This window comes from Paenibacillus sp. S02 (assembly GCF_019454065.1).
In the GTDB taxonomy this organism is placed as follows: Bacteria; Bacillota; Bacilli; order Paenibacillales; family Paenibacillaceae; genus Paenibacillus; species Paenibacillus polymyxa_B.
On sequence record NZ_CP073682.1, the window covers coordinates 4,658,570 to 4,682,008 of the forward strand.

At 45.0% G+C, this 23,439-nt stretch carries 16 protein-coding genes and 2 riboswitches; of the genes, 7 read left to right on the plus strand and 9 right to left on the minus strand.

The window, feature by feature from the left end:
- Positions 1-49 precede the first annotated feature (49 nt).
- Positions 50-144, minus strand: a riboswitch (glycine riboswitch).
- Positions 145-162: 18 nt separating this feature from the next.
- Positions 163-239: riboswitch (glycine riboswitch) on the minus strand.
- A gap of 168 nt (positions 240-407) precedes the next feature.
- Positions 408-1,865 carry a glycoside hydrolase family 1 protein gene (locus tag KAI36_RS20635; protein ID WP_069079901.1) on the minus strand — a complete coding sequence of 486 codons (1,458 nt, stop codon included), beginning with the start codon at positions 1,863-1,865 and terminating at the stop codon, positions 408-410.
- A 211-nt stretch (positions 1,866-2,076) separates the two neighbouring features.
- Here KAI36_RS20635 and KAI36_RS20640 point away from each other — a divergent pair, with 211 nt between their 5' ends.
- The 4 genes from KAI36_RS20640 to KAI36_RS20655 all read left to right on the plus strand — a co-directional run bounded on the left by KAI36_RS20640 (position 2,077) and on the right by KAI36_RS20655 (position 6,863).
- On the plus strand, positions 2,077-3,048 hold the full coding sequence (locus KAI36_RS20640; protein ID WP_025722860.1) for a LacI family DNA-binding transcriptional regulator: 972 nt from the start codon (positions 2,077-2,079) through the stop codon (positions 3,046-3,048).
- Between the two features lie 233 nt (positions 3,049-3,281).
- Entirely contained in the window at positions 3,282-4,124 is an 843-nt protein-coding gene (gene licT, locus KAI36_RS20645; protein WP_023990001.1) for a BglG family transcription antiterminator LicT, read from the plus strand.
- A 231-nt stretch (positions 4,125-4,355) separates the two neighbouring features.
- Complete coding sequence (locus tag KAI36_RS20650; RefSeq protein ID WP_220025881.1) at positions 4,356-6,212, plus strand: beta-glucoside-specific PTS transporter subunit IIABC; 1,857 nt, start codon at positions 4,356-4,358, stop codon at positions 6,210-6,212.
- A 135-nt stretch (positions 6,213-6,347) separates the two neighbouring features.
- Positions 6,348-6,863, plus strand: coding sequence for a thioredoxin family protein (locus KAI36_RS20655; RefSeq protein ID WP_220025882.1), 516 nt, complete (start codon positions 6,348-6,350; stop codon positions 6,861-6,863).
- 191 nt (positions 6,864-7,054) lie between these two features.
- Here KAI36_RS20655 and KAI36_RS20660 read toward each other — a convergent pair whose 3' ends face one another.
- The gene (locus tag KAI36_RS20660; RefSeq protein ID WP_220025883.1) at positions 7,055-8,413 is read right to left on the minus strand and encodes a sugar phosphate nucleotidyltransferase; all 1,359 of its coding nucleotides are present in this window, start codon (positions 8,411-8,413) and stop codon (positions 7,055-7,057) included.
- A gap of 160 nt (positions 8,414-8,573) precedes the next feature.
- Between KAI36_RS20660 and KAI36_RS20665 the strand changes: the two genes are divergently transcribed.
- Positions 8,574-9,269, plus strand: coding sequence for a response regulator transcription factor (locus KAI36_RS20665; protein WP_023990005.1), 696 nt, complete (start codon positions 8,574-8,576; stop codon positions 9,267-9,269).
- Positions 9,270-9,310: 41 nt separating this feature from the next.
- Here KAI36_RS20665 and KAI36_RS20670 read toward each other — a convergent pair whose 3' ends face one another.
- From KAI36_RS20670 to KAI36_RS20680, 3 genes are read right to left on the minus strand one after another with little or no spacing between them, the layout of a single operon-like run.
- Positions 9,311-13,738 carry a polysaccharide biosynthesis protein gene (locus KAI36_RS20670; RefSeq protein WP_220025884.1) on the minus strand — a complete coding sequence of 1,476 codons (4,428 nt, stop codon included), beginning with the start codon at positions 13,736-13,738 and terminating at the stop codon, positions 9,311-9,313.
- Positions 13,739-13,788: 50 nt separating this feature from the next.
- Complete coding sequence (locus KAI36_RS20675; RefSeq protein WP_220025885.1) at positions 13,789-15,525, minus strand: ATP-binding protein; 1,737 nt, start codon at positions 15,523-15,525, stop codon at positions 13,789-13,791.
- A complete protein-coding gene (locus KAI36_RS20680) occupies positions 15,522-15,971 on the minus strand; it encodes a hypothetical protein (protein ID WP_023990008.1) in 450 nt (149 codons plus the stop codon). The genes KAI36_RS20675 and KAI36_RS20680 overlap by 4 nt, the downstream gene beginning before the upstream one ends.
- Positions 15,972-16,016: 45 nt before the next feature.
- Here KAI36_RS20680 and KAI36_RS20685 point away from each other — a divergent pair, with 45 nt between their 5' ends.
- Positions 16,017-16,721: a response regulator gene (locus KAI36_RS20685; RefSeq protein WP_220025886.1), complete on the plus strand. Its 705-nt coding sequence runs from the start codon at positions 16,017-16,019 to the stop codon at positions 16,719-16,721.
- On the opposite strand, the gene KAI36_RS20690 is transcribed toward KAI36_RS20685, so the two are convergent.
- From KAI36_RS20690 to KAI36_RS20705, 4 genes are read right to left on the minus strand one after another with little or no spacing between them, the layout of a single operon-like run.
- A complete protein-coding gene (locus KAI36_RS20690) occupies positions 16,689-17,600 on the minus strand; it encodes a glycosyltransferase family 2 protein (RefSeq protein WP_025720380.1) in 912 nt (303 codons plus the stop codon). The genes KAI36_RS20685 and KAI36_RS20690 overlap by 33 nt on opposite strands.
- On the minus strand, positions 17,560-18,786 hold the full coding sequence (locus KAI36_RS20695) for a glycosyltransferase family 4 protein (protein WP_013311660.1): 1,227 nt from the start codon (positions 18,784-18,786) through the stop codon (positions 17,560-17,562). The genes KAI36_RS20690 and KAI36_RS20695 overlap by 41 nt, the downstream gene beginning before the upstream one ends.
- Complete coding sequence (locus KAI36_RS20700) at positions 18,770-20,035, minus strand: polysaccharide biosynthesis protein (protein WP_220025887.1); 1,266 nt, start codon at positions 20,033-20,035, stop codon at positions 18,770-18,772. The genes KAI36_RS20695 and KAI36_RS20700 overlap by 17 nt, the downstream gene beginning before the upstream one ends.
- 4 nt (positions 20,036-20,039) lie before the next feature.
- Positions 20,040-21,161 (minus strand): glycosyltransferase, encoded by a 1,122-nt coding sequence (locus KAI36_RS20705; protein ID WP_028541542.1) that lies wholly within the window; start codon positions 21,159-21,161, stop codon positions 20,040-20,042.
- Positions 21,162-21,666: 505 nt separating this feature from the next.
- Between KAI36_RS20705 and KAI36_RS20710 the strand changes: the two genes are divergently transcribed.
- Entirely contained in the window at positions 21,667-23,388 is a 1,722-nt protein-coding gene (locus tag KAI36_RS20710) for an NAD-dependent malic enzyme (RefSeq protein ID WP_220025888.1), read from the plus strand.
- The last annotated feature ends 51 nt before the right edge of the window (positions 23,389-23,439 follow it).

Genomic DNA, 23,439 nt, shown 5'->3' on the forward strand with positions numbered 1-23,439 from the left:
TGCCTCTAATAGCTTATAAAAAAGCCTAGGGCATTCCCTGTCACAGGTTATTCGCGTCTCTGTCCTTTTGCCTGAGAGTTTAAGCAGATGTTCTCTGCGGTGCACCTTCGGCGCCCAATTAAGGGTCTCTCCAGAGTTCTGTCCGTTTACGGTCCCCGCTTGTTGCTGTAATCAGCCTAAGCACCTGAGAGTTTTGCCCCTTCGGTCGGAACTTTCGTTCCATCTCCCGCAAACATCAACCAGACATATGAAATTTTTATTTATTATACAGAAAACTTTCAGCTTATTACAAGTGAAAAGTTTGTGAAACCCTCTGAAATATTATTATTATGTCTATCAAAAAAGCGGGTACAGCAGATTGCATCCTTAGGATGTCCTCTGCTATACCCGCCCGAGACGATATGGAATTACAATTCTTCACCATTGGTTGCAATCACATTTTTATACCAGTTAAATGAGTCCTTTTTGGAGCGTTTGAGCGTTCCGTTACCGTCATCATCCAGATCAACGTAAATAAATCCGTAGCGCTTGGACATTTCGGAAGTAGACATGCTCACAAGGTCGATAGGACCCCAGCTGGTGTAGCCAAGCAGATCAACACCGTCGGCAATCGCTTCCTTCATTTGAACAATATGCTGACGCAAGTAATCAATACGATATGTGTCATGCACAGATCCGTCTTCTTCTACCTTATCATAAGCACCTAGGCCATTTTCCACGATAAATAGCGGCTTTTGGTAGCGGTCATATAACGTGTTCAGCGTAACACGCAGACCGATCGGATCAATTTGCCATCCCCAGTCAGAGGACTGTAAATATGGATTTTTCACGCCACCAATCAGGTTTCCTGCTGCTTTCTCACCTTCTGGACCTGCAGAAACGGTCAAGGTCATGTAATAGCTGAATGAGATATAGTCGACCGTGTTATTTTTTAAAATTTCGGCATCCCCTGGTTCTGTGTGTATAACAACATTATTTTCTTCAAAATAACGATTCATGTAGTTGGAATATTCCCCACGGGCATGCACATCCGTAAAGAACAGGTTCATCTGATTTTCATGCTGGGCTTTCAGTATATCCTCTGGGTTACACGTATGTGGATAGCTTTCCAAACGAGCTAGCATACAGCCGATTTGAGAGCCCGGGATGATCTCATGTCCTCGTTTTGTCGCCAGTGCACTAGCTACAAATTGATGATGCAGTGCTTGGTATATCGCTTGTTGTTTGTTTTCTACGCGGTCAATAACCACCCCGCCACCGGTAAACGGACTCATGGTCATTACATTGATTTCATTAAAGGTCAGCCAGTATTTTACTTTATCCTTATAGCGTGTGAACACCGTTTCGGCATAATTTACGTAGTGCTGTATAACTTCACGACCCAGCCAGCCATTATACTTCTGAGTCAAACCCAGCGGTGTCTCATAATGTGACAATGTTACCAGCGGTTCAATACCATATTTGCGCAGCTCATCAAATACATTGTCGTAGAATTGCAGTCCCGCTTCATTCGGCTCGGCATCATAGCCATTCGGAAAAATCCGCGACCAGTTGATGGACATACGAAATACCTTAAAGCCCATTTCCGCGAACAATGCAATATCTTCTTTGTAGTGGTGGAAGAAGTCCACACCTTCACGCTTTGGAAAACGGGCATTGACTTTGCCTGCCAAAATGTCTTCGAGTCGCTCGGACGAAATCTCCATAGCATGATCGTTCTTGCGCTCTGCTTTGGGTACATAGGCAACCATGTCCGCACTGGACAATCCTTTTCCATCTACGTCAAAAGCGCCTTCCAATTGGTTAGCTGCGGTTGCACCACCCCACAAGAAGTTTTTCGGAAATCCTTTTAGCGTCTTCGTCATGGTATAAAAACCCTTTCCGTATTTAAGATTTTTACTTTGGTCAAGTAATCCCATCATGTGCTGCAAATGTGAATCAATACCTAACGGTAACCGTTCTCCTTTGAAAAGCATTGACAGATGCTTTAAAATAGACGTAATGCCTTCATAAGCATCCTAATCGTTGTAACGCGTTTCATGTCAAGTATTTTTTTCTTATGTGAGGAGAAGCACCATGTCGAATCTTGATCAAATTGCAAAACTGGCGGGCTTTTCCAAAGCTACGGTATCCAGAGTATTAAATCAGTCACCCCATGTCAGTCACGAAACAAGAACTAAGATTTTGAAAATCATGCAGGAATTAGATTATGTTCCTAATCGGAATGCCATTTCTCTATCCAAGGGTCAGACGCTTCAGATCGGTATCATTACTTCAACTATTAATGAAATTGTTCTCGCTTTTCTGGACAGCTTTGTAGAAGTAGCCGGCCAGTATGAATTCCAAACCATTATTTATACTTCGGGAGAAGACAAAAAGAAAGAACTTCAAGCCTTTGAGGATTTAAAAAGAAAAAGAGTCGATGCGCTGGTCATCATTTCCTGCGTGAATGACACTGATTTTTTGAGCACCTATTGCAAATATGGCCCGATCGTTTCGTGGCAACGAATGGAGCATACCGATATTCGCTCCGTCGCTATGGATCAGTATGAAGGATATATGTTAGCACTCAAACATTTGATACAAAAAGGCTATACTCGTATAGCCAATGCTTTTGGTCGTCCGAGCAGCATCAATACCCATAGCAGACAACGAGCCTACGAACAAATCATGAGTGAGCACAATCTGCCAGTGTTGCAACACTGGAATCACTCTTCTATTTATAATATCCGTGATGGCGAACAGGTCGTACGGGATTTGTTACAGCGTCGGGAAGAATTCCCAGAGGCTATTTTATGTGCTAACGATTATGTAGCAGTGGGCATTCTCTGCGAAGCACGCAGACAACGGCTGAACGTACCAGAAGATCTGGCGATTGTCGGATTCGATAACACGGAGCTGGCGCATACAATGGGGATTACAACGATTCAAAACCCCATCATGGCTCAAGCACAAAATGCTTTTTTCATGCTTTCCCCTCAGCTGATTGGACGCCAAATGGAGCTTCATTCGCTAGAGTACAGCCTCATTGAACGTACGACCACGTAAGGTAACGATTTACTTGCAAATTAGGCAAAAGGGCCTTGATATGAAATATTTTTTGTCGAATCAGAATAAAATATGTTGAAATCGCTTTTTTTTGTGCTACAATAGCACTATATCGAAGGATTGTGACCGGTGATGCGGGCAATGCCTGAGTTCAATTGAGTGCTATTGCTAACAATAGTGTTGAATTGTGCTTAGGCATTTTTTATTGGTAAAGGATGGGAGGGGGAACTTCAATGATTATTGAGAAGGTGCTCAATAACAACGTCCTATTGACTAAAAACGATAAAGGCAAAGAGGTCATCGTGATGGGAAGAGGTATTTCCTTCAAAAAGGTGGCTGGCGATCAAGTCGATGATGATAAAATAGATAAGATTTTCATGTTAAATGAAAACGAGTTCACGGCTAAACTAACTGAGCTGCTGAACGATATTCCAGTGTCTCATCTGGAGGTCGTGAATGAAATCGTAACCCATGCAACGGAAGTGCTGGATACGGAGTTAAGCGATAATATTTATTTAACGTTGACCGACCATATTCATTTTGCCATACAACGGCAAGAAAAAGGACTGGCACTCCAAAACGCGATGCTGTATGAAATTAAACGCTTTTACAAAAAAGAATTTGCAGTTGGACTGGATGCTCTCCAAAAAATTGAAAATACGCTCGGAGTAAAATTGGGCGAAGATGAAGCGGGATTTATTGCATTGCATATGGTGAATGCACGGATCGACGGTAACGAAATGAAATCTACACTGAAAATGACCGAGATTGTCCAACATATATTGAACATTATTACGTATCATTACGGAATTGTGCTGGATGAGTCTTCTTTTAGCTATTCGAGATTTTTGACACATTTGCAATATTTTGCGATGCGAGTGATTCGCAAAGAAGTCATTCACAGTGGTGAAGAATTTTTGTACAACCAGGTGAAGCAGACGTATACCGAAGCTTTTGCTTGTGCCCAAAAGATCAATGAGTATCTGGAAAAAACATACGATCAATATTTAAGCAAGGATGAATACGTATATCTAACTATCCATATTCATCGGGTAACTGAGCGTAATAACATATAAGACTAACAACTTCATACCCTCATCGTTCATGGATTGTGACTGGTAAGGCAGGCAAAACCTAAACTGATGGTGAAATCGACGTTCCTCTATAGGAGAGAGTGCGTAGTTTTACCACGAGTTTAGGTTTTTCTTGTTTACAAGTTTAAAAAGATGCACGCCGGCGCATCTTAGCAACAGGTGTAAACGGTAAATCCTATCAGTAGCAAGAATAACCCATAAGGAGTTTTGAACATGAGTGATAAAGAGCTATCCAAAAAAATAGTGACCCTCGTTGGTGGCGAAGAGAATGTCAACTCGGTATTCCATTGCGCCACACGCTTGAGATTCAAATTAAATGATCGTACAAAAGCAGACAAAGCCGCACTGGAAGCAACCCCTGGTGTCATTACAGTAGTGGAAAGCAGCGGCCAGTTTCAAGTGGTTATCGGCAACAATGTAGGTCAAGTATTTGAGCATATGATGGCAGAAACGAATTTACAGGATGCGGACAATCCAAATGCGAAAAAGGAAGAGTCTTCCGAAAAAACGAATTTTCTCGGCAAAGCGGTCGATATCATTTCCAGCATTTTTTCGCCTCTCTTGGGCGCTCTTGCCGGAGCCGGTTTGCTCAAAGGGATTCTGGCATTAATTTTGTCACTCCATTGGATTAATGATAAAAGCGGTACGTATCTGATCCTAAGCGCTGCTTCGGACAGCGTATTTTATTTCCTGCCAGTATTTCTGGCTGTTACATCGTCCCGTAAATTTAAGACAAACACCTTTGTATCGGTGGCAATCGCCGGAGCTCTGGTCTATCCGGCGGTTATAGCGGCAGTAAGCAACCCAGAAAGATTGGCGTTTCTAGGTATTCCGATCATTCTGATTAATTACAGTTCTAGTGTTATTCCAATTATTCTCGCGGTCTGGGTTCAGTCCTATGTGGAACGCTGGTTCAATTCCTTTATCCATCAATCGGTAAAAAATATTATCGTACCGATGCTGGCTCTGCTGGTCGTTATTCCGTTGACATTCCTGGCCTTTGGTCCAATAGGTAACCTGATCAGTCAAGGCTTGGCAAACGGTTTTACATGGGTATACAATTTAAGTCCATTGATCGCTGGGGCTGTTGCTGGAGCGTTCTGGCAAGTGTTTGTTATCTTCGGTGTGCATTGGGGCTTCGTTCCTATTATGCTGTCGAATATTGCAACATTGGGTTATGACACGATGCTTCCGATGCTTACAGCAGCCGTACTTTCTCAGGCTGGTGCAACATTAGGGGTATTCCTGAAATCCCGAAATACTCAAATGAAGGCTTTGGCAGGTTCCTCTACGCTGGCGGCTGTTTTTGGGATTACAGAACCAACGATTTATGGCGTAACTTTGAAATTGAAAAAGCCATTCATTTATGCTTGTATTTCTGGTGGTATTGGCGGTGCTATTATCGCTTCCGGCGGAGCGACTGCAAAATCCTTCTCCCTTCCTAGTTTGCTGGCACTGCCTACTTATTTTGGAGCTGGATTCTTGTGGGTTGTCATCGGCTTGCTCGTTGCCTTTGTACTTGCATTAGTGCTGGTTATGATTTTGGGCTTTGATGATCCAAAAGAAGAAACTGCAAAAACAGAAGCCGCACCCGTAAAAAAAGAAGCGGCAATCGAGAAGGAAATTCTCGTAAGCCCACTGCAAGGTAAAGTATTGCCTTTGGAACAATCTTCTGATGTTGCTTTTGCTTCAGGTGCTATGGGGAAAGGAATCCTGATTGATCCTACAGAGGGCGTGCTGACATCTCCTGTCAATGGAACGATTACGACAGTATTCCCGACCGGACATGCAATCGGTATTACTTCCAATGACGGAGCAGAAATTCTGATTCACGTTGGTGTTAATACAGTGAAGCTCAAAGGACAATTCTTTGACAAGCGCGTCAAGGAAGGCGATGTGGTTAAGCAAGGACAACTGTTGCTTGAATTTGATATCGAGCAAATTAAGGCGGCAGGCTATACAACGGCTACGCCGATTATCGTAACAAATTCCGCTCAATACCTGGATGTGCTGAACACAATGGAATCTGAAGTGAAGCGTGAGGATTACTTGTTAACTGTTGTGGTCTAACGTTTTAACTTTCAGACTAAAGAAGCTTTCCCAATGGAAAGCTTCTTTTTTTATACATAATGAGACAAGTGTTACAGCTAAAAATGGAAATATCATTTATTGTAAGTGTAAGAATGTAAAAAAAGGAGGATTTCTGTGAAAAAAGGATATATCGCCGGGTTAAGTGTCATTGTGTTGCTTGTCATTGGTATCGCTATTTCAGCTGTCGTTAAATTTCAAGACCTAGAGCAGGTTGTTCAACAAAAAGACAAAGAAATCCAAGCGAGCAAAAGCAATTACCCAGAAATATATGACCACTTGAATGCGGTTACATTTGATGGTTTTAAGAGTTTGATTCAACAGGATCACAGTGTATTTGTCTATGTCGGCAGACCGAGTTGTGGCGACTGCAATCGGTTTGAGCCTAATTTTAACAAGATGATCGAACAGTATAATCTAGGCTCTAAAATTACTTTTTTGAACGTTCACAAAATCCATAAGGACAAGCCCCAATGGAATAAATTCAAAGAGGATTACAACGTTAAATACACCCCCACCATTGCAGAATTCAGAAACGGCAAGCTGGTTGATAAAATAGAATGGACGCCTAAAAGAGACCTCAGTACGGACGCTGTAAAAGAGTGGCTGACTTCCAAGAAAATTATTTTATAAGTCTCTATTCAATTCATTACAAACACAAAGAAATGTTTATGCAAAAAAAGGTATTCATTCGTGTAGCGCATGAATACCTTTTTTAGGAATGTACAGGTTATCTAAGCTCTAATAAAAAATAGTTCCTACTACTCTTCACTGCCTTCTGATAAACCTCGTTCGTATCTATCAGTCCCTATATTGTAGACACTTCATAGAGTATGGTCGTCAATCGAATCAGGAAATTCATATCGGATAATATCCGTTTCGGATACGATATGTCCGATTTGTGACTCAATGAATTCTAAATCTCCCTCTACTGCCCCTATAAAATGCTTTGTACCGGGTTCTATCACGATGACCTCACCAGGGCTGACTGTCTGTGTCACGCCATTGATAGAGACACTTCCGGTTCCAGAAACTATGGTCCAAACTTCTTTACGAAACTGATGCTCATGATAGCTGATAAATCTCCCGTTTGAAATGACCACGCGTTTGGTCACTGTCTGCAATCCACTTGCCGCCTGTTGATGGGATAATACGGTTTGCTTTCCCCAGAAGCGCTCCTCAAAACGCGGGCCGATTTCAATTTCTGCCACCATGTCCTTAATTCCTGTTGACGACTGCCGATCCGTAACCAGCACGCCATCTGGACCAGCAACGACAATAATGTCTGGAACATTCCAGATGCTAACCGGAATCTCCAGTTCATTGATGATATGCGAGTCATGTGAAGCTTCTGAAATATATCCCGGGCCACTCAGCTTCGAACTTACTTCCCGTACCAACGAATCCCATGTGCCCAAGTCTCTCCATTCTCCATGATATGGGAGCACGGAGAGCTTATGAGTATGCTCTACTACCGCAATATCGAAGCTAGTTTTAGGCAAGTCTGCATAATTTGTCGAAAGAGATTCATAGTCGGCTGGTAAACCCATTTGCTCCAGAATATCCAACAAAAAGCCCAGTCTAAAAGCAAACACCCCGCAATTCCATAAGGCCCCTTCACGGATCAACGCTTCTGAACGGATCAGATCCGGCTTTTCAACAAATGAACTAACCCTGTAATATGGCTGGTCAAGTGAAGGAGAGGCTGAAGGCACAATATATCCGTATTTATCTGAGGGCTCCGTTGGGGCAGCCCCCATTAATGCGATATGGCTTCCTGATTGCTCTAATATCAAAGGAAGCCTACGCAGATGCTCGAAAAATTCATCCCCCGCATACCCGTCCACAGGCATGACCCCTACGATCTCATCGCGTGATGCGCCTGCAACGTCATGCAAGTAGGCCGTAGCCAGGGAAATGGCCGGGAAGGTATCCCGTTGAGTCGGCTCCTCAATCACTACAGCATCTCCGCCAATTTGCCCCCGAATCAGCTCGGCCTGAGTTCCACTCGTTGAAAAATAGGCCTCATCTGCCAAATTCGCCTCATCTAATTGCCTCCATATTCGTTGCAGCATGCTTTCTGGACGTTCATCATGACGTAAAATAGAAAGAAACTGCTTGGGGCGGTTCACATTGGATAAGGGCCATAGACGTTTACCCGAACCTCCAGATAATAAAATCATTCGCAAAGATGCAACCTTCTTCCTCTAAATTAATATTTTTCTTTCATTATAGGACTGTTCGATTTTCGCATTTCTGCCGAATACATAAGTATGTATTATCGTGGAAAATACATACTTATGCAATGTAATTGTATCTTTATCCGTACAGGAGATGTCAGTCATGCCCATAAAAATACTCATCATTGAAGATCAAAAAAGTTTGGCAGATATGATTGCTCTTCATCTTCAGGAGGAAGGCTATCATACCGAGCTTATTTATGACTCTAAACTTGCAATTCCTACACTTATGCGTTTTAAGCCCGATATTATTGTGACCGCTCTGATGTTTTCCGGTAAAGTCGAATGTGCGCTGATCAGCCAAATCCGTCAATTTACCACGGTCCCTATGCTGGTCATCTCTAATAACACCCTGCTGAATATAAGAATAAAGGCTCTGGACGACGGAGCAGATGACTTCTTATGCAAGCCCTTCAGCCTGATAGAGTTAAATGCCCGCATCAAAGCCCTGCTGCGCCGCTGCGGTCCCAACATGCCCATTGAATCGCAAACGGTAACTCAAAAGCTTAAAAAGGTAAGGGTTTGGGTGAATGATTACCGTCATAGCCTGTTAGTCGATGACCAAGAAATAGAAGTCACTCAAATTGAATTTTCCATTATAAAAGAGATGTCCTGCAATCCAGGTAAAGTCTTTACCCGCAGCGAGCTGATGGATCGGATCAAAGGCGGAGATGGCGCTTATCTGGATCGTACCATCGACGTACATATTTCCAGCCTTCGCAAAAAAATAGAACGTGACCCTAAAAATCCTCAGCATATCCGTACCGTCTGGGGCAGAGGCTACAAATATGAGATGTAGCCGTATCATGGCTACCATTTCCCCACTGAGCAGCTTGCTTTTTATGGAAGGTTTCGCTTCTTCCATCGCCGATAAGGAAGAAAACAAGCTGCTCCACCCAGTATCCCTATGAGGAACAGTACCCAGCCGAAACGGTAGGCGGAAGCCAGAATAACGACGACTTTCCCGTTCCCGTTACCATTGGTAATGAATCCGGTAGTCACTCCATTGACGGACAGACGGGCTCGCTGATTTTCGCTACCCAGCCTGAACTCCCACAGTGGATTGGGTGATTCGGTCTCCCGGATCAGCACCTGCTCATGCGTTGGATTATATAGCGTAAAACTGCGTTCCATGGAATTTTCACGAGTAGCCTGAATGCTTTCCGAAGCATGTGGAGCCATAAAAAAGGTATCCATATCCGTTCCCTCAAACAACGTAAATTGATCCACAGTGATCATCGCTTGATAAGGGATGATGGAATATTGCTTCATTTGAAATAAGCCTGACTGCTTCTTGTGCGCATGCGCTAAAATTTGAAACTGCATCATGGCGGTTCCTTCCGGAGCCTTCACAATTTGATCATAATGATTCCATTGTTCCTTATCTCTCTCCTCCACCTCATCAATATAGGAGGTTTGGAGAACCTGGGACGCTTTATTCAAAAAAATGACCTTCATGTGCCGACTTCCAATTTGTTCTGATCGCGCATCCAACTGCACGACATACTCTTGCAGCGGCTCTGCCTTCATTTTCTTGGACGCATAAATATTCCAGTCACAGGAATAGCTAGGTGCGTAACGGATAGAGAGTCCTTCGTCCATGGTTGATAGGTTCGTCTGGCCAGGTCGTATATCCGCTACACATCCGACATCCGTGCCTAATGACTCCTTCGTGTTCTCTTCAGGCATTACCTTCACTTCCTGCGCAGCCATTCGATGAATATCTCCAAAGCTACTCAATGACGGTACTTGGCTGTCCAGCACAAGGGTTAAGTGATACTTTCCCTTGGTAAGGAACAAATTTTTGAATTCTACTCGGCCATAGTCATTCAGCAGACCGGGAATTTGTATGATTTTCTTGGCAAAACCATCCCGATCTGGCACCGTTTCAATAACCTGCTTTTCGGATAAAGAGGTCGCGGGTAGCCGCTTATACGACTCCTCCGTACGAATCGTTCTCGTCAGCACCTTTCCCGTCTCTTCATTCACCCACTTCATCGTTAATGACCCATGGTATCCTGCGGGTAGATTAGCCAAAATAGCTGTGGCATAGGTTCCCGTTTTAGCGACTTCCACATCCCTGCTTAACGTCCCCTTCTGATAGCTGATTCCCCGCCCCATACTAAGTCTTGGTAAAGCACGTTCCGTCTGCACATTCCCTTGGGCGTTAAAATCGCTCTCTGCCTCCAAGGTGAAAAAAAGCTTGCCCCGCTTCAATGCCTGCTCCACTGGAAAAGATAGCTGATCTAGCTGATCCACAGGGACAATCGCAAATTGATTGATCGCATTAAAGCCTTGCAGATTATTAACCGTGACTGGAGTATCTCCTTTTGGAAAAACATGTTCTCCCAGATCCACCCATTGAAATTGGTTTAAACCATCATCCTGAGTCTTGATACTAACCACTTTGTCCGGCAGTGTGACTTGTAATTTTCCGCCTGCCTTATTCATAAACACTCTAGCATATACATGCGAGGTTTGAGGTTGATCCAGTTTTTTGTGCATCGTAAACGTGTTAGGCTTGCTATATTGCCCCAAATCACGCAACTGGATATCATGAATCCACCAGTAATTTTTTTGCTGTGGACGCTGTAGGGTTAACAAATCCATTCGCATCCAATAGCTGCCGGGCGGCGACACGTATTCCCCGTAAAATTTCACACTGTCAAAATTATATCCCTCCGAAGGCGCCACGACATAGCTAACCCCCAGTTCACGCATTTGCTTATCGTAAAATCTCATTTTCACATGCATTTTGTTCGTCCCGCGACCGGAAACAGTAATTTGGAACTGATACGGATTATTTTCCTTGGCTTCCAGCAAACCCGATCTAGCGACCTGCCATATATTACTCGGGTCTCCCTTCATAATTTCGCCATGCAGAGTTGGCACATCATTCAATTCCTCACGGGGATTAGCCTGCACACTGAATAACTGCGGATTATCCGGCTTGAAGAAGGTTTCGGTCCGCAACATGGAATCAAAGTCCACGACCGTCTTCCCATCGATGCTGCTCATCTGATACGGGGCCACATCCAGCTTCTTACTGGCAAAGGTGACCGCAATCCCTGCATCCATTTCCATATCGAACGGAAAGTTCCGTATATTTTGGGAGGATAAATACCATAACCAATCGTTAGTCGAGGCAAAGGTTTTGGACCATTTTAAAAAGGCATTACCATCCTCAATGGCATCAAAAGGCCGTAAGTAATCCTCTGCTGGAAGCTGTGACAACAACAAGTCATTAAAAGACGCCGCTTCCACATAATCCCCTTTGTTAATCATCTGGATGGTTTTTAGCTCAGGCTTTAACGCACTGAACAGCACCCCAAAACGGCTAAAATCAAAACCAGGCAGATGACTGTAGCTCTCCAGTCGGCTAAAACCGTAAGGTGTTACAATTTTACTCGCAAGGATGTTCATATAGGGCGGTGTCTGATCGAGATTGAATATGGAAAATAGCCCGTTCTGGTACGTACGTTTCAGCCCGGTCTGACCTTCCAGCTGAGACAGGTGGAAATCCTGCCGCTTCTCCTGCCCCACATATTCATCATGGTAGACCAACTGATTGACCCCAAAGGTAGAGAACAGCCAGCCTAATCGAGAGCTTAATCCGTTGTCCATGACATACTGCAGAAAATTCATATAGTATGTAATGCCGGGATCATTCCCCTCATGATGAAAGATCGTATTTTTAGGAGAAGAGTATACCTGAAAATCTCCAGTTGCCTTTTCGTTTGCGGTCTTCCCTTTATTCCATTTGGGCGTGGCTACTCCGTTATAGCTCTGAATCATATTGTCAGCAATCGGAAAGTATAATGCCTTGCTATCGAAACGATCCGGGTCAGTCAGCTTTTCAGCCATTTGACTATAAGCCTCCGGCACTTGTACCGGCTTGTAGTACCCCTCAATGAATTGAGTACGCAAGGGAGCAAAATATACCCCGAGGCACAAGACAACGATAACTACTGCTAGCTTTTTATATACACGCTGCAACGGGGATGATCCGAACCATTCCATAAATTGAATAACACCAAAGGTCAACAACACCCCGAAATTAAGGGCAATCAGTCCAATAAATTTGTTAGGATCACGGAAAACCGAACCAATCACAGGGGTTTTCGTAACCAAAATGACAAACCACTTGGCAATGGATGGGAACGTCGTCCCGGTAGCTGCAACCAGAAACAGCAACGTAAGTAGCGAGAAGATCAGAATAATCGGATTTTTATGTGAACGTATCACCATTGCATACCCGATCAATAGCAACAAAAATCCCCCTCCTACATAAAACATGCTAGGCAGTGAGGAAAAGGAAAACATAGGCCACCAATAGCTCAGTAAATAACCTACGTTATATAAACTGCTGTTGCGGCTGAACAGAGATAACGTATCCACGACGTTGATATTATGCTGAGACGCTTGAGCGTCCATCAACATGCTACCGACATATAGAGACAACCAATAAAAACTGAGCAGACCGAAAAATACGCCAAAAATGATCCCTTTACGCAAAAAATTGCCGTATAACGGCTGCAAATAGGTACGACCGGCCTTACGGTGGGTCCAGGTCAGCTTGATCAATAGCAACATGGTGAACAATCCCAAATAAATCATGCCGAAGAAAAAATAATGAATTGCCGCAGCACTAACGGTGAATACCGCAGCCAACAGGAACAGGTCGATCCAGTTACGCTGATACAACTTGTGGGGATGATAGTTTTTAATTTGTTGAATTTGAAACTTGGGGTCCACCGCACTGAAAAAGAATCGCAGCATTAACGGAAATAAACTATATCCACAGAGCAAATAAATATGCTGAATGCGGAAAATAACCCACGGATTCAGCGCATAAAACAACGAGCCGACCATGATGGCAAAAATACGGGTCTTCGTAAAGCTTGGTGAATAATACACGCTGACCAGTCGCTTGGCAAAGGCATACATCGAAAATGCCGAAACAAATAACAAGCCTGTAATAAACGACTTGAGCAAGACCGGGCCGCTTTCGTCAAATAAGAGTGACAGTCCATAGAAGGGCAAGATGTACAGGATACGTGGAGCATTGAACAAGGTCGAGGTAGACCATCGCTCGTTCCATACTCCGGTTATTTCCTCCAGATACCGATGAGAGGTGGCTCCAAAAGCAATGTCGCTAAACACAATTTGCCCTGGTCCATAGATGGGTGCAAGATATGCAACAATCGCAATCAGCATCAACATCATTGCCGCCATATCGTAGCGGTAGCGAAATATCCATTTTTTCATGCTTGTCCCCCTCTCTTGAACTTCTCGTATATCTGTCGGTTATCTTGGGCCTATCTCCTCAAACGAACGATTGCCTGCAAGCCCTGATCGGTATTACGCAGCTTTAAACGACCGCCTATAGTCTTCAGGTATGCATCCATATGATACAGGCTGAACGCATGCTCCTGGGAGTTTTGGGAATAGTCTGGCTGGAAATAGCTCCAACGCATTTTATCATCAATCCCGCCGCCCGTGTCTTCAATGTTAATAATAATTTCTCCTTCTTCCAGCCGTGAGCTAACCTTAAGCACTTGAGATTGTCGCTTGGATCGCAGACCTGTTCGGCCTTTTTCCTGATTCTCAGGCTGCTCCCCACCTTGGCCCATGGCCTGAACTGCATTTTCCAGCAGCCCCTGAATCGTTTTGTACAGCATGGGTGCTTGTGCTGCAATCGATGGAACAGGCTCTTGCCGCAAAATCACTTGAATGTTCTTCATGTTCAATGAACGGTTTGCCCATTTCAGCGACTCAGACAATACTTCATTCATATCTGTAAAGCTAATTCCACTATTATCATGCATTTTCTCTTCCAGCTCATCGCGCAAGCTACGGACTCCCGTCAGTAACTCTCCCAGTGAGGATTCCTGTCTGAGACGACCCTTGATGAAATTTTCATTCAACTCGCGAAAATACTCCAGTTCCTCATGGGAGGCTCCTTTCCCCTGACTGGAAGCCGCTTCAAACCGGTTTGCTAGATCATGATAAAATCCCAGCAGCTTCAAATCATCACCGCCTGTGAGACGGCTAGTCTGCTCTTGCAGTTCTTGTAGCTGCTGCTCAATCGTCTGCATTAACGGCAAATAATACGTGTCCTGCTGCTGTCGCATATCTTCATCTCGCCGTTGGTCACGCACCTGATTGTTCACGATGGCATCCTTTACAATTCTTTTGCGGAACTGTACGAGCATGGCCCACAGAATGAACAATATCAGAACCATGACCATCCACAACTGTTTGCGAAAGGAGCTGATTCGCTGAGCTGTATCTTCGCTGACATCCTTAACCGATATGTAAAGGGCCTCTTCCCCTATGCGGCTGAATCCTATTCCGTGTTTCTCACCGTCATCTTCAATGACACCTGTATTGCCCTCCAGCAGCCTACGGGTTACGCTCGTGATGTCCGTTCGGTTAATATCCGGAGTACTTCGGGAAGCTACGACCTTAAATTGACCGTTATAAAATAAAGTCTCATGCTGGTTAACCGGTTTACTTTTAATAATCCCGCTGAGCATATCAGCGTCAACCGTACGCACCATAAAACCGCCCATTTGCGCTCCTTGAATCCTGCATGCTATATACTGGGCAGGCTGATGATCCTCTGTCACAAAAGAGCTTACTGCACAACCATTTTGCAGCCATTTAATCTGCTGGACCGCACTTTTCATCTCACGATTGTCTCGTCCGACCATCACATGATACTGCTCATCCAGCACATAAAAGTCCCCGCCGCTTTCACGCTTAAACCCCGCAGGATACTGGCGTGTTCCCTGATTCAGCATATCTCTGCCCAGACTGGACGACAGCTCCTTCAGTTCAGCCTGCCATGCGGCATAACGCTCGGTTATGCTGCTGGAAAGTTCCTGTACCTCATACTGGAGCTGCTCGTTCTGAATCTCCGCCAAGTGAACACTGAATTGTCGCACAACAAACCATTGAAGCACAGCGGCCAAAAACACAGTCACACCCAGAACGATCAGGTACAGGATCAGCTTTTGCCAACCTGGTTTCAACAAAGCCCATTGCTTCATGCTTCCCTGTCCCCTCCATTCTGTTCAAGACGGCTCAAAATAGCCTGCATCAGGCATTCCAACTCGTAGCTGACCAGCGGTAGCCGTGCGCACAGCAACCGGGGAGTACGGCGCTGGAGTGCAGCAAACCTCGCAGCGGTTTCCGTTGCCCCGTCCGTCAGTAGGATCAACTCGCATGTTTTTGCGATATATAAGCGATCCAGCTCTTCCTCGCCGTATTCTCGCAGATCAACAACGTAAATATCATGACGATCGTCCATATGCTGAAGTGCGCTGGAGACAGCCAGAGTCACTCCTGTATGCCGTGCAGCATGATACTGATGAAGGAGACGCATACCTTTTTCCCAGAGGGCATGTTCAGCCGAATCAAATCGTTCACAAAAAAGACGCAACGCCCGTTCTGTATTGACATCTTTCAAAAATGCCAAAACGCTGATATTATACATGTAGTTCCTCATTTCTTACTTCCTGATTGGAGTTGCGCAGTTCTTATGACACCCCAAAACATTCTATTTGTTGACGACAGCCCTATGGTTCTGTCCCTGCTTGAACGGGCCTTGACGCAAGAAGCATTCACCTTACATACCGCTCACACGCCCAAAGAAGCCTTACAAGTGCTGGAACAGCACCCGATTGATGTGGTCGTTTCCGATCTGCTCATGCCTGGTCTGGATGGGATTACCTTCCTTCGCATGATTAAGAAGGATTATCCACATATCGTACGAATCATTTTGTCTGGTCACCTGCATACGCAGTCCATTTTATCGGCGATTAATCAAGTCGGTGTGTTCCGTTTTTTGACGAAACCGCTGGAACTGGATGATGATACGCTAAAAAAAATACTGTATGAGGCGCTTGATCAGGCCAAACTCAACCGAAACAACCTACATGAAGACCAGAACGTAGCTTCCGACCTGTCAGTTTTTATAGACAGCATTTTGAATGCACCGTACCGACCCTATGTGCTGCTGAATGAACAAGATATCGTAACCGCTGTACACATTGCACTCGCTGAGCTGTATCCTGTCGGCTGCTCACTACGTCATCCTGACGGGGAAGGTATTCAGTTAACCACGCATTCATTATATATACCGTATGAGGAGTCGGAATCTTCCGATCCCGACTTGTACACGCTGGATACACTGACCCTCAGCCATTCATCGTTACGCCTTATCCGACTTAGCGAGATCGCCTGAGTGACGGGTGCCGCCCTTTAACACGGCGGCTACCCCAATCACAGTCAGGCATACATACATCCACAACATCCCCATCGTCAGCAAGGGGTGACGGATATAGTTTTTCAAATTCCCCCATGTATACAGCACCGGACGGAAGAAATACCAACGTTCCAGTGCCTTTCGTAATCCTCCCTCTTCAGATGACATCGTACGATCCATCACCGAAAAGTAGTAGGCTTTTTTACGTAATACATCGTGCAGATACACCTGTTTTTCATCATGGTATACCCGTGTAAATACCGCCCGGCGAATGACTCCGCCAGACTCTATATAACGCAAGGTTGGCTGTATTTCTTCAAAAGCAATCTGCTCCGCATTAAACCCGCCCGTCGATTCGTAAGCGCTCATTCGCCAGAAGCGTGCGGCTTCAATGGAGCGTTTTCCCAAGGTCTCACCCGCGTTGTTAATCACATTTCGCTCAAAAACTTTCACTTTGGAAAAAAAATTGTTTGCTTCCGAATACGCCTCTTCCGGAACGACCAAGGCGCCAATATCCTGATGATCGTCAAAAAAGTCAATGCTCTGCTGAATCAGATGTTCGGCTAAAATCATATCGGAATCCAATACAAATATGTATTCGGCACCCAAGCGTTTCGCTTCCTCAACCGCCCTGACCCTAGCGACTCCCCGCTCCCCATGGGGAAGCTCCAATACCGTTACGGGTACTGAACTCCCTGCCGACAGCATACGAATCGTCTCAACGGTCCGGTCATTGGAGCCATCATCAGCAATTACAATATGCAGATCCTTGTAATTTTGCCCCATACAGCTTCGCAAACAAGGCTCTATCGTCCGTTCATTGTTGTACGTGGAGAAGAGAATGACCACTTTGTCCACTCTGTTCCGCCTCCTCTACCCAATCTTCCATCAACTGCTCAAACGCAGCAGCCGTATGATCAAAATGGAATCTTAACGCATATTGATACGCCCGCTCACGGATGGCCATGTAATCTTCGCCACCCTTCGCTGCTCTTTCCATTTGTTCAGATAATCCCCGGATGTCGCCGTGAAAGCATAGATACCCGCTTTTCCCGAAATCCGTTGCATCCACCAGACCCGGTGAATTGCTGACAATGCTGGGGGTTCCAACGGCTGCCGCTTCGGTAATCGTCAACCCCCAGCCTTCACGCAAGGAAGGAAACACCAGCGCGTGGGCACGACTCATCAGCTCCAGCTTATGCTCAGCTGAAACAAATCCGTAAAAGGTAATATCGGCTTGCGATCGCCCCTGTTCATCCGGTTCTCCGTATGTCAATCCATATCGTTTCATAATCGGCAACAATTGTTCTGCCACATAGGTTTTATCGGTTTTTCCGGCAATCCATAACATAGCCTGAGGGAACTTTTCCTTGAGCTGCCCAAAGGCCTCAACGACCAGATCAATGCCTTTATATTTGACGAAGCGCCCAGCGTACATGAAGGTTGGATTAGGCTCCTTCGTTAAAAATTGTTCACGCGGCCAATGATCAAACTCAATGCCTTCCGGTAAAAGATGGACACGATCCGGGTGAAAGCCCAGCTTAAGTAGATCATATCGAGTAGACGGAGATACCGTAAGCGTCCGATCCTTACGAGCCAGCTTAAGCATCAAAGGCTCCATATGAAACCCAATAACATTTAGCGGGAATTTGGCGTTCTCAAACCATATTTCCCTTGTTAGCTGATGTATGAAAAAAATCCGCTTGGATGCCTCCACCCAAAACCGGGTAAAGAATTGATGCGTATTTGCCTGGTTAATCACATAATCGATCTTCCCTCGATGACGACGGTAATAGCGCATCGCATAATAAATAACACTGTATATGTTCCCTTTTCGAATATACGTAATACCGTCAATAACTTCATGCTCAGGCATCCCCTCAAATTGGGGTGAAAAATGAATGAACTGGAAGCGGCCTTGCTGTGAGCGTTTAAGCATTTCGTGGGTGAAAATTTCTGCTCCCCCACTTTTAGGTGAACGAATGTCACGCCAGGAAAGCAATAGAACTACGGTTTTACCGTCCTGTTCATGTATGGTATTCATGGGGTAAATCCCCCTTTATCTTTATTTTGAACAAATGCACATAGGCGTCTATCACAAAGTAGAGAGCCATAGCCCCGTAAACTATGAACTCAGATAGCAAAAAATCTACCGGATCTGTGTGGGCAATATGAAAGGCTACTAATAAAGCCGCGGCTCCTGCCATCAGACTGAACATAAATTTGCGTCTGCCCACCAATACGTGCACATGCACAAAAAACAGCACGATGGAAAATAGCCAGTACACCCATCCTCCCCATGGAATATAGGCCTCGGCCGATTGGTAAGAGGCTCCGAATAATATGGGAATAGAGGAAGGGAACACAAAGGTCGTGCCCACATATACACAGATTGCAGCTATAGCCATTAAACCGGCATAGACGGCAATCAACTTGCCCAAAGCTTGGCGGTCATGTCCCTGCGCACCGATCTTTGGAATAAAGGCAGCAATTAGACTATACGAAACGTAATAGACCAACTGGCTGTACTTCAGCGCAATGGCATAGCTGCTAGCCTGCTCGGGAAAGTAATGCTGTACATACAACATGTCGATGGAGATACAAAACAAAATGAATAAATTCGTCATAAGGCTATCGGTGAAATCCTGACCCAATGATTTCCATAGCCCAGAAGGGATATGTTCTCCACTGTATGTGAATAAGGACAAGCCACGAGCTGAAACGATCCAGCCGTGGAGCAGCGACAGCAACATTCCTCCACAGCTCGCTAACAGTAGGGCTTCCAGCTTTAACCCCAGTGCAGCCAGAACAAAAAATAGGCTCAGCTTCCCTAATACCTCAATGTAATAGTTCACATTGAGCGCCAACATGCGTTCCCTGCCCTGTAAATCTCCGCGGCACGAACTCACAAGAATATGCAGTCCGATCAAGCCATACAGCATGAACAGCGGGCTGGATTCGACGCCTAATAGCGAACGCAGTAACGGATGAAAGATGAGTAAAATGATCATGGCAAGCACGGTTAGCACCAGAGGTGCTTTTAGTAATAGAGAACCGAGCGGTAAGCTTCGTAGCGCAAGCTTTTGGTCTCCCTTAGAGACCAGTTTGGCAGTTAATAGCTGGATGGATAAACCCAAAACGGATAAAAGCGCAAAAAGTGCCAGCAGCGCATTCGCCTGGCCATAAGCTTGTCCCGTAAGATACCAACTCGCTGCAATGTGGAAGAAAAAATTAAATCCGTTAAGCAGCACATTAAAGAGAGGGAACATCAACGATCGCAATCGGTTGTTCACGTTGTTATCTCACCCGCCGATCCAGTCGCCAAATATCAATGATAGACCGTAAAAAACGAATAGAATCCTTCCAGACATGGATGTGCGATCCATCGCGGTCAATACATTTGACGGGTAATTGCAGCACACGAAGCTGGAGTCGCTTGGCAATAAACATCATTTCTAGATCCAGCGCCAGTCCGAGCTGTTCTTTTAAATGCGGAAACATCCGTTTCACTGCAACCGAACTCATCACTTTAAGCCCAGTCTGCGAATCCACCACACCTGTTGGTAAAAAAGGACGGGAAATGACCCGCTTACCAAAGCTGACAACAGATCGCAATAAAGATCGATTCTCGGCGGTCATATCCTTGGTTCCGATCACGACATCATAATAGCCCTGCTGAACAACATTAATCATTCTGGCAATATCCTCAATAAAAAAGGAGTCGTCCGCGTCCACAAATACGTAGTAATCCGCACCAATGGTCCGCATCCCTTCCAGATACGTCCCTGCCTTACGTGTATTGCGTCCCAATTCCCTTGTTTGAAGCAGGGGGCTAAGATTCTGATTAATCCGGTTTACGGACAAGTCCGTTGCTGCCTCCAGCGCTTTAATCAAGGCATTGGTACCATCGTGGCTGCCATCATCAATGAGATAAATCGAACCTTCAATAATATGGCTGCGGATAAAGGCTTGCAGTCGTTCAGCAAAGGTTTTGACATGAACAAAACGTTGCTCTTCGTTATATACAGACAAGATAAATGCAATATGTTGGCTTTTGGTCGAATACTCGGGATAGAGCAAGCTTTGTATTTCCGAAAGCATTTCTTCGGTGTCATTGGCTTGCCAAAATAGCAGGCGCAAACGGCCTACTCCGGTGATTTGCACCATATGCTGATCACTGAACGGAATTGTTACATCCGTCACCAGTAACAATGGCATTTGCGGAAATTGGCTACGGATCTGATTGGCTTTCCGCACCGCCTGCCCCGGCTCCCTATAATCAATCAGGCAACAACATGCGTTCTCGTAGACTGAAGCTGCCTCCGTGTCCTCGCACTGTATATATTGGTAAAAACAAATCACATTGGGATAATCAATAGCCCTGTCGTTATCGCTAAAAATGGCTATAGGTCCCTGCACACAAACCTCTCCTTTTCCTCCGAATAGTTCTATTTTGTTGAAAAAGAATTAAGAATGTTTGCTTATAGGAGTTAAATTAATGTCCAAATACTTCATATTTCCTTAACAAAATAGCTGACACTCCATGATATATAAGGATATAAGAGAAGAAAAACTGATTTTCATATTTGATAAAAATAGAGTATTTAGACCTGATTCATTAGAACCAAAACCATCAGAATTAGTTAGCGCATCTATATCGAAAATTAGTTCTTTTAGATCAACAGAAAGAAATATATATGGTTATTTTGTCATAGATAAATAGAAGAATAAAACAGATTCGCACGTCCATACTATGGACAACATGTCATCTTGAGGATTTTGCAAAAATCCGATAAGCGACTTTCAATAAACAAGATATAGATCGAAATGGTTTAGTTCGTCTATATCTTGCACTTCGGAGCGACTGGAATCGAATTTTGTGAAATCCTTACAATATGAAAATGAAGAGAAGGAGGGTCTTTCTATGGAAGCATTTTATGTCAATCGCGATGGGTCATTATCTACTCCATTACGGGGAAAGGATGTGTTGGCAAATCCTCTTTTGAACAAAGGTGTCGCTTTTACAGAAGAAGAACGCAAAGAGCTGGGTTTGGAAGGAATCCTTCCTCCAACCGTCCTTTCATTGGAGAAACAGAGCGTACGGGCATATCAGCAGTTTCTCGCACAACCCACCATGCTGCGTAAAAATGCTTCTCTCAACGACCTTCACAACCGAAATGTCGTACTCTACTACCGGCTGCTAACCGATCATTTAAGTGAAATGCTGCCCGTAGTCTACACGCCAACCGTAGGAACCGCGATTCAAGAATATAGTCACGAGTACAACCGCCCTGGAGGCGTATATTTATCGATAGATAACCCGAACGGTATTGGACAAGCATTCTATAATTCTGGTTTGAGCGGCCATGATGTGGATCTGATCGTCGTGACTGATTCCGAAAGTATTTTGGGGATTGGTGACTGGGGCGTCGGGGGGATTAACATTGCGATTGGCAAGCTTGCAGTGTATACGGCTGCGGCAGGCATTCATCCCGGGCGGGTGCTGCCAATTGTACTGGATGTAGGCACGAATAATGAAAAGCTGCTGAATGATCCACTGTACATCGGAAACCGCCATAAACGGGTTCGCGGAGAAGCCTATAACCAGTTTATTGATACTTTTATCAGCAAAACGTTAGCGCAATTCCCGAAGGCGCTTTTACATTGGGAAGATGTGGGTAGCGTAAATGCGCGCCATATTATAGGAAAATACGGTCAAAGCATACTCACCTTCAACGATGATATACAAGGTACAGGAGCGGTGACCCTGGCTGCGATTCTTTCGGCGGTGGGTGTCACCAAGACTCCGCTGCGTGAACAAAAAATACTTGTTTTCGGCCCAGGGGCTGCAGGGATCGGTAACGCTGACCAAATTCGGGGCGCTATGATCGAGGATGGCCTTTCCGCAGATGATTCATTCAAGTCCTTTTGGGCCTTTGATTATCGTGGGCTGTTAACGGAAGATATGGAAGACGTATTGGAGTATCAGAAACCGTATGTGCGCAAAAAGGATGAAGTCAGCTCATGGACCCGGTCAGGTGACGGCAAAATACCGCTACTGGAGGTCATCCGTCAGGTGAAGCCTACGATATTGATTGGAACTTCCGGTGTAGCAGGTGCCTTTTCTGAAGAGATCATCAAGGAGATGGCGAAGCATGTAGAACGCCCGATCATTATGCCCATGTCCAATCCTACAAACCTTGCAGAAGCAGTACCCGAGGATTTGATCCGGTGGACAGATGGCAGAGCACTGATCGCAACCGGAAGTCCTTTTGAGCCCGTCACCTATAACGATACAAATTTTGAGATTGGACAGGCGAACAATGCCTTTGTTTTTCCGGGACTGGGTCTGGGTGCGATTGTGGTTAAAGCCAAAAGGATTACCCCTGCGATGTTTACAGCCGCAGCAGTTGCTGTTGCCAATGGTGTAGATTCGAATAAGCCTGGCGGTGCGCTACTCCCTCATATCCGAAAATTACGCGAAGTTTCGTACACTGTTGCGATTGCGGTTGCAAAAGCCGCGATTCAGGATCAGGTAGCGCAGGCGCACATTTCAGATGTGGAACAAGCTATACAAGATGCAATGTGGAAACCGGAATATGCCAAGGTCAAAGCAGTGGAAAGTGTAATTCATCATCCTCACTAACACTCCGTTTAGGGAAGAGATTACCTTGTTCAGACAGGCAGAATACGTCAG

Excerpts from the sequence above, each read along its gene's own strand:
- KAI36_RS20635 (WP_069079901.1), bottom strand. The coding sequence starts at position 1,865 with ATGACGAAGACGCTAAAAGGATTTCCGAAAAACTTCTTGTGGGGTGGT.
- KAI36_RS20640 (WP_025722860.1), top strand. The coding sequence starts at position 2,077 with ATGTCGAATCTTGATCAAATTGCAAAACTGGCGGGCTTTTCCAAAGCT.
- licT (WP_023990001.1), top strand. The coding sequence starts at position 3,282 with ATGATTATTGAGAAGGTGCTCAATAACAACGTCCTATTGACTAAAAAC.
- KAI36_RS20650 (WP_220025881.1), top strand. The coding sequence starts at position 4,356 with ATGAGTGATAAAGAGCTATCCAAAAAAATAGTGACCCTCGTTGGTGGC.
- KAI36_RS20660 (WP_220025883.1), bottom strand. The coding sequence starts at position 8,413 with ATGATTTTATTATCTGGAGGTTCGGGTAAACGTCTATGGCCCTTATCC.
- KAI36_RS20665 (WP_023990005.1), top strand. The coding sequence starts at position 8,574 with ATGCCCATAAAAATACTCATCATTGAAGATCAAAAAAGTTTGGCAGAT.
- KAI36_RS20670 (WP_220025884.1), bottom strand. The coding sequence starts at position 13,738 with ATGAAAAAATGGATATTTCGCTACCGCTACGATATGGCGGCAATGATG.
- KAI36_RS20675 (WP_220025885.1), bottom strand. The coding sequence starts at position 15,525 with ATGAAGCAATGGGCTTTGTTGAAACCAGGTTGGCAAAAGCTGATCCTG.
- KAI36_RS20680 (WP_023990008.1), bottom strand. The coding sequence starts at position 15,971 with ATGTATAATATCAGCGTTTTGGCATTTTTGAAAGATGTCAATACAGAA.
- KAI36_RS20685 (WP_220025886.1), top strand. The coding sequence starts at position 16,017 with ATGACACCCCAAAACATTCTATTTGTTGACGACAGCCCTATGGTTCTG.
- KAI36_RS20695 (WP_013311660.1), bottom strand. The coding sequence starts at position 18,786 with ATGAATACCATACATGAACAGGACGGTAAAACCGTAGTTCTATTGCTT.
- KAI36_RS20710 (WP_220025888.1), top strand. The coding sequence starts at position 21,667 with ATGGAAGCATTTTATGTCAATCGCGATGGGTCATTATCTACTCCATTA.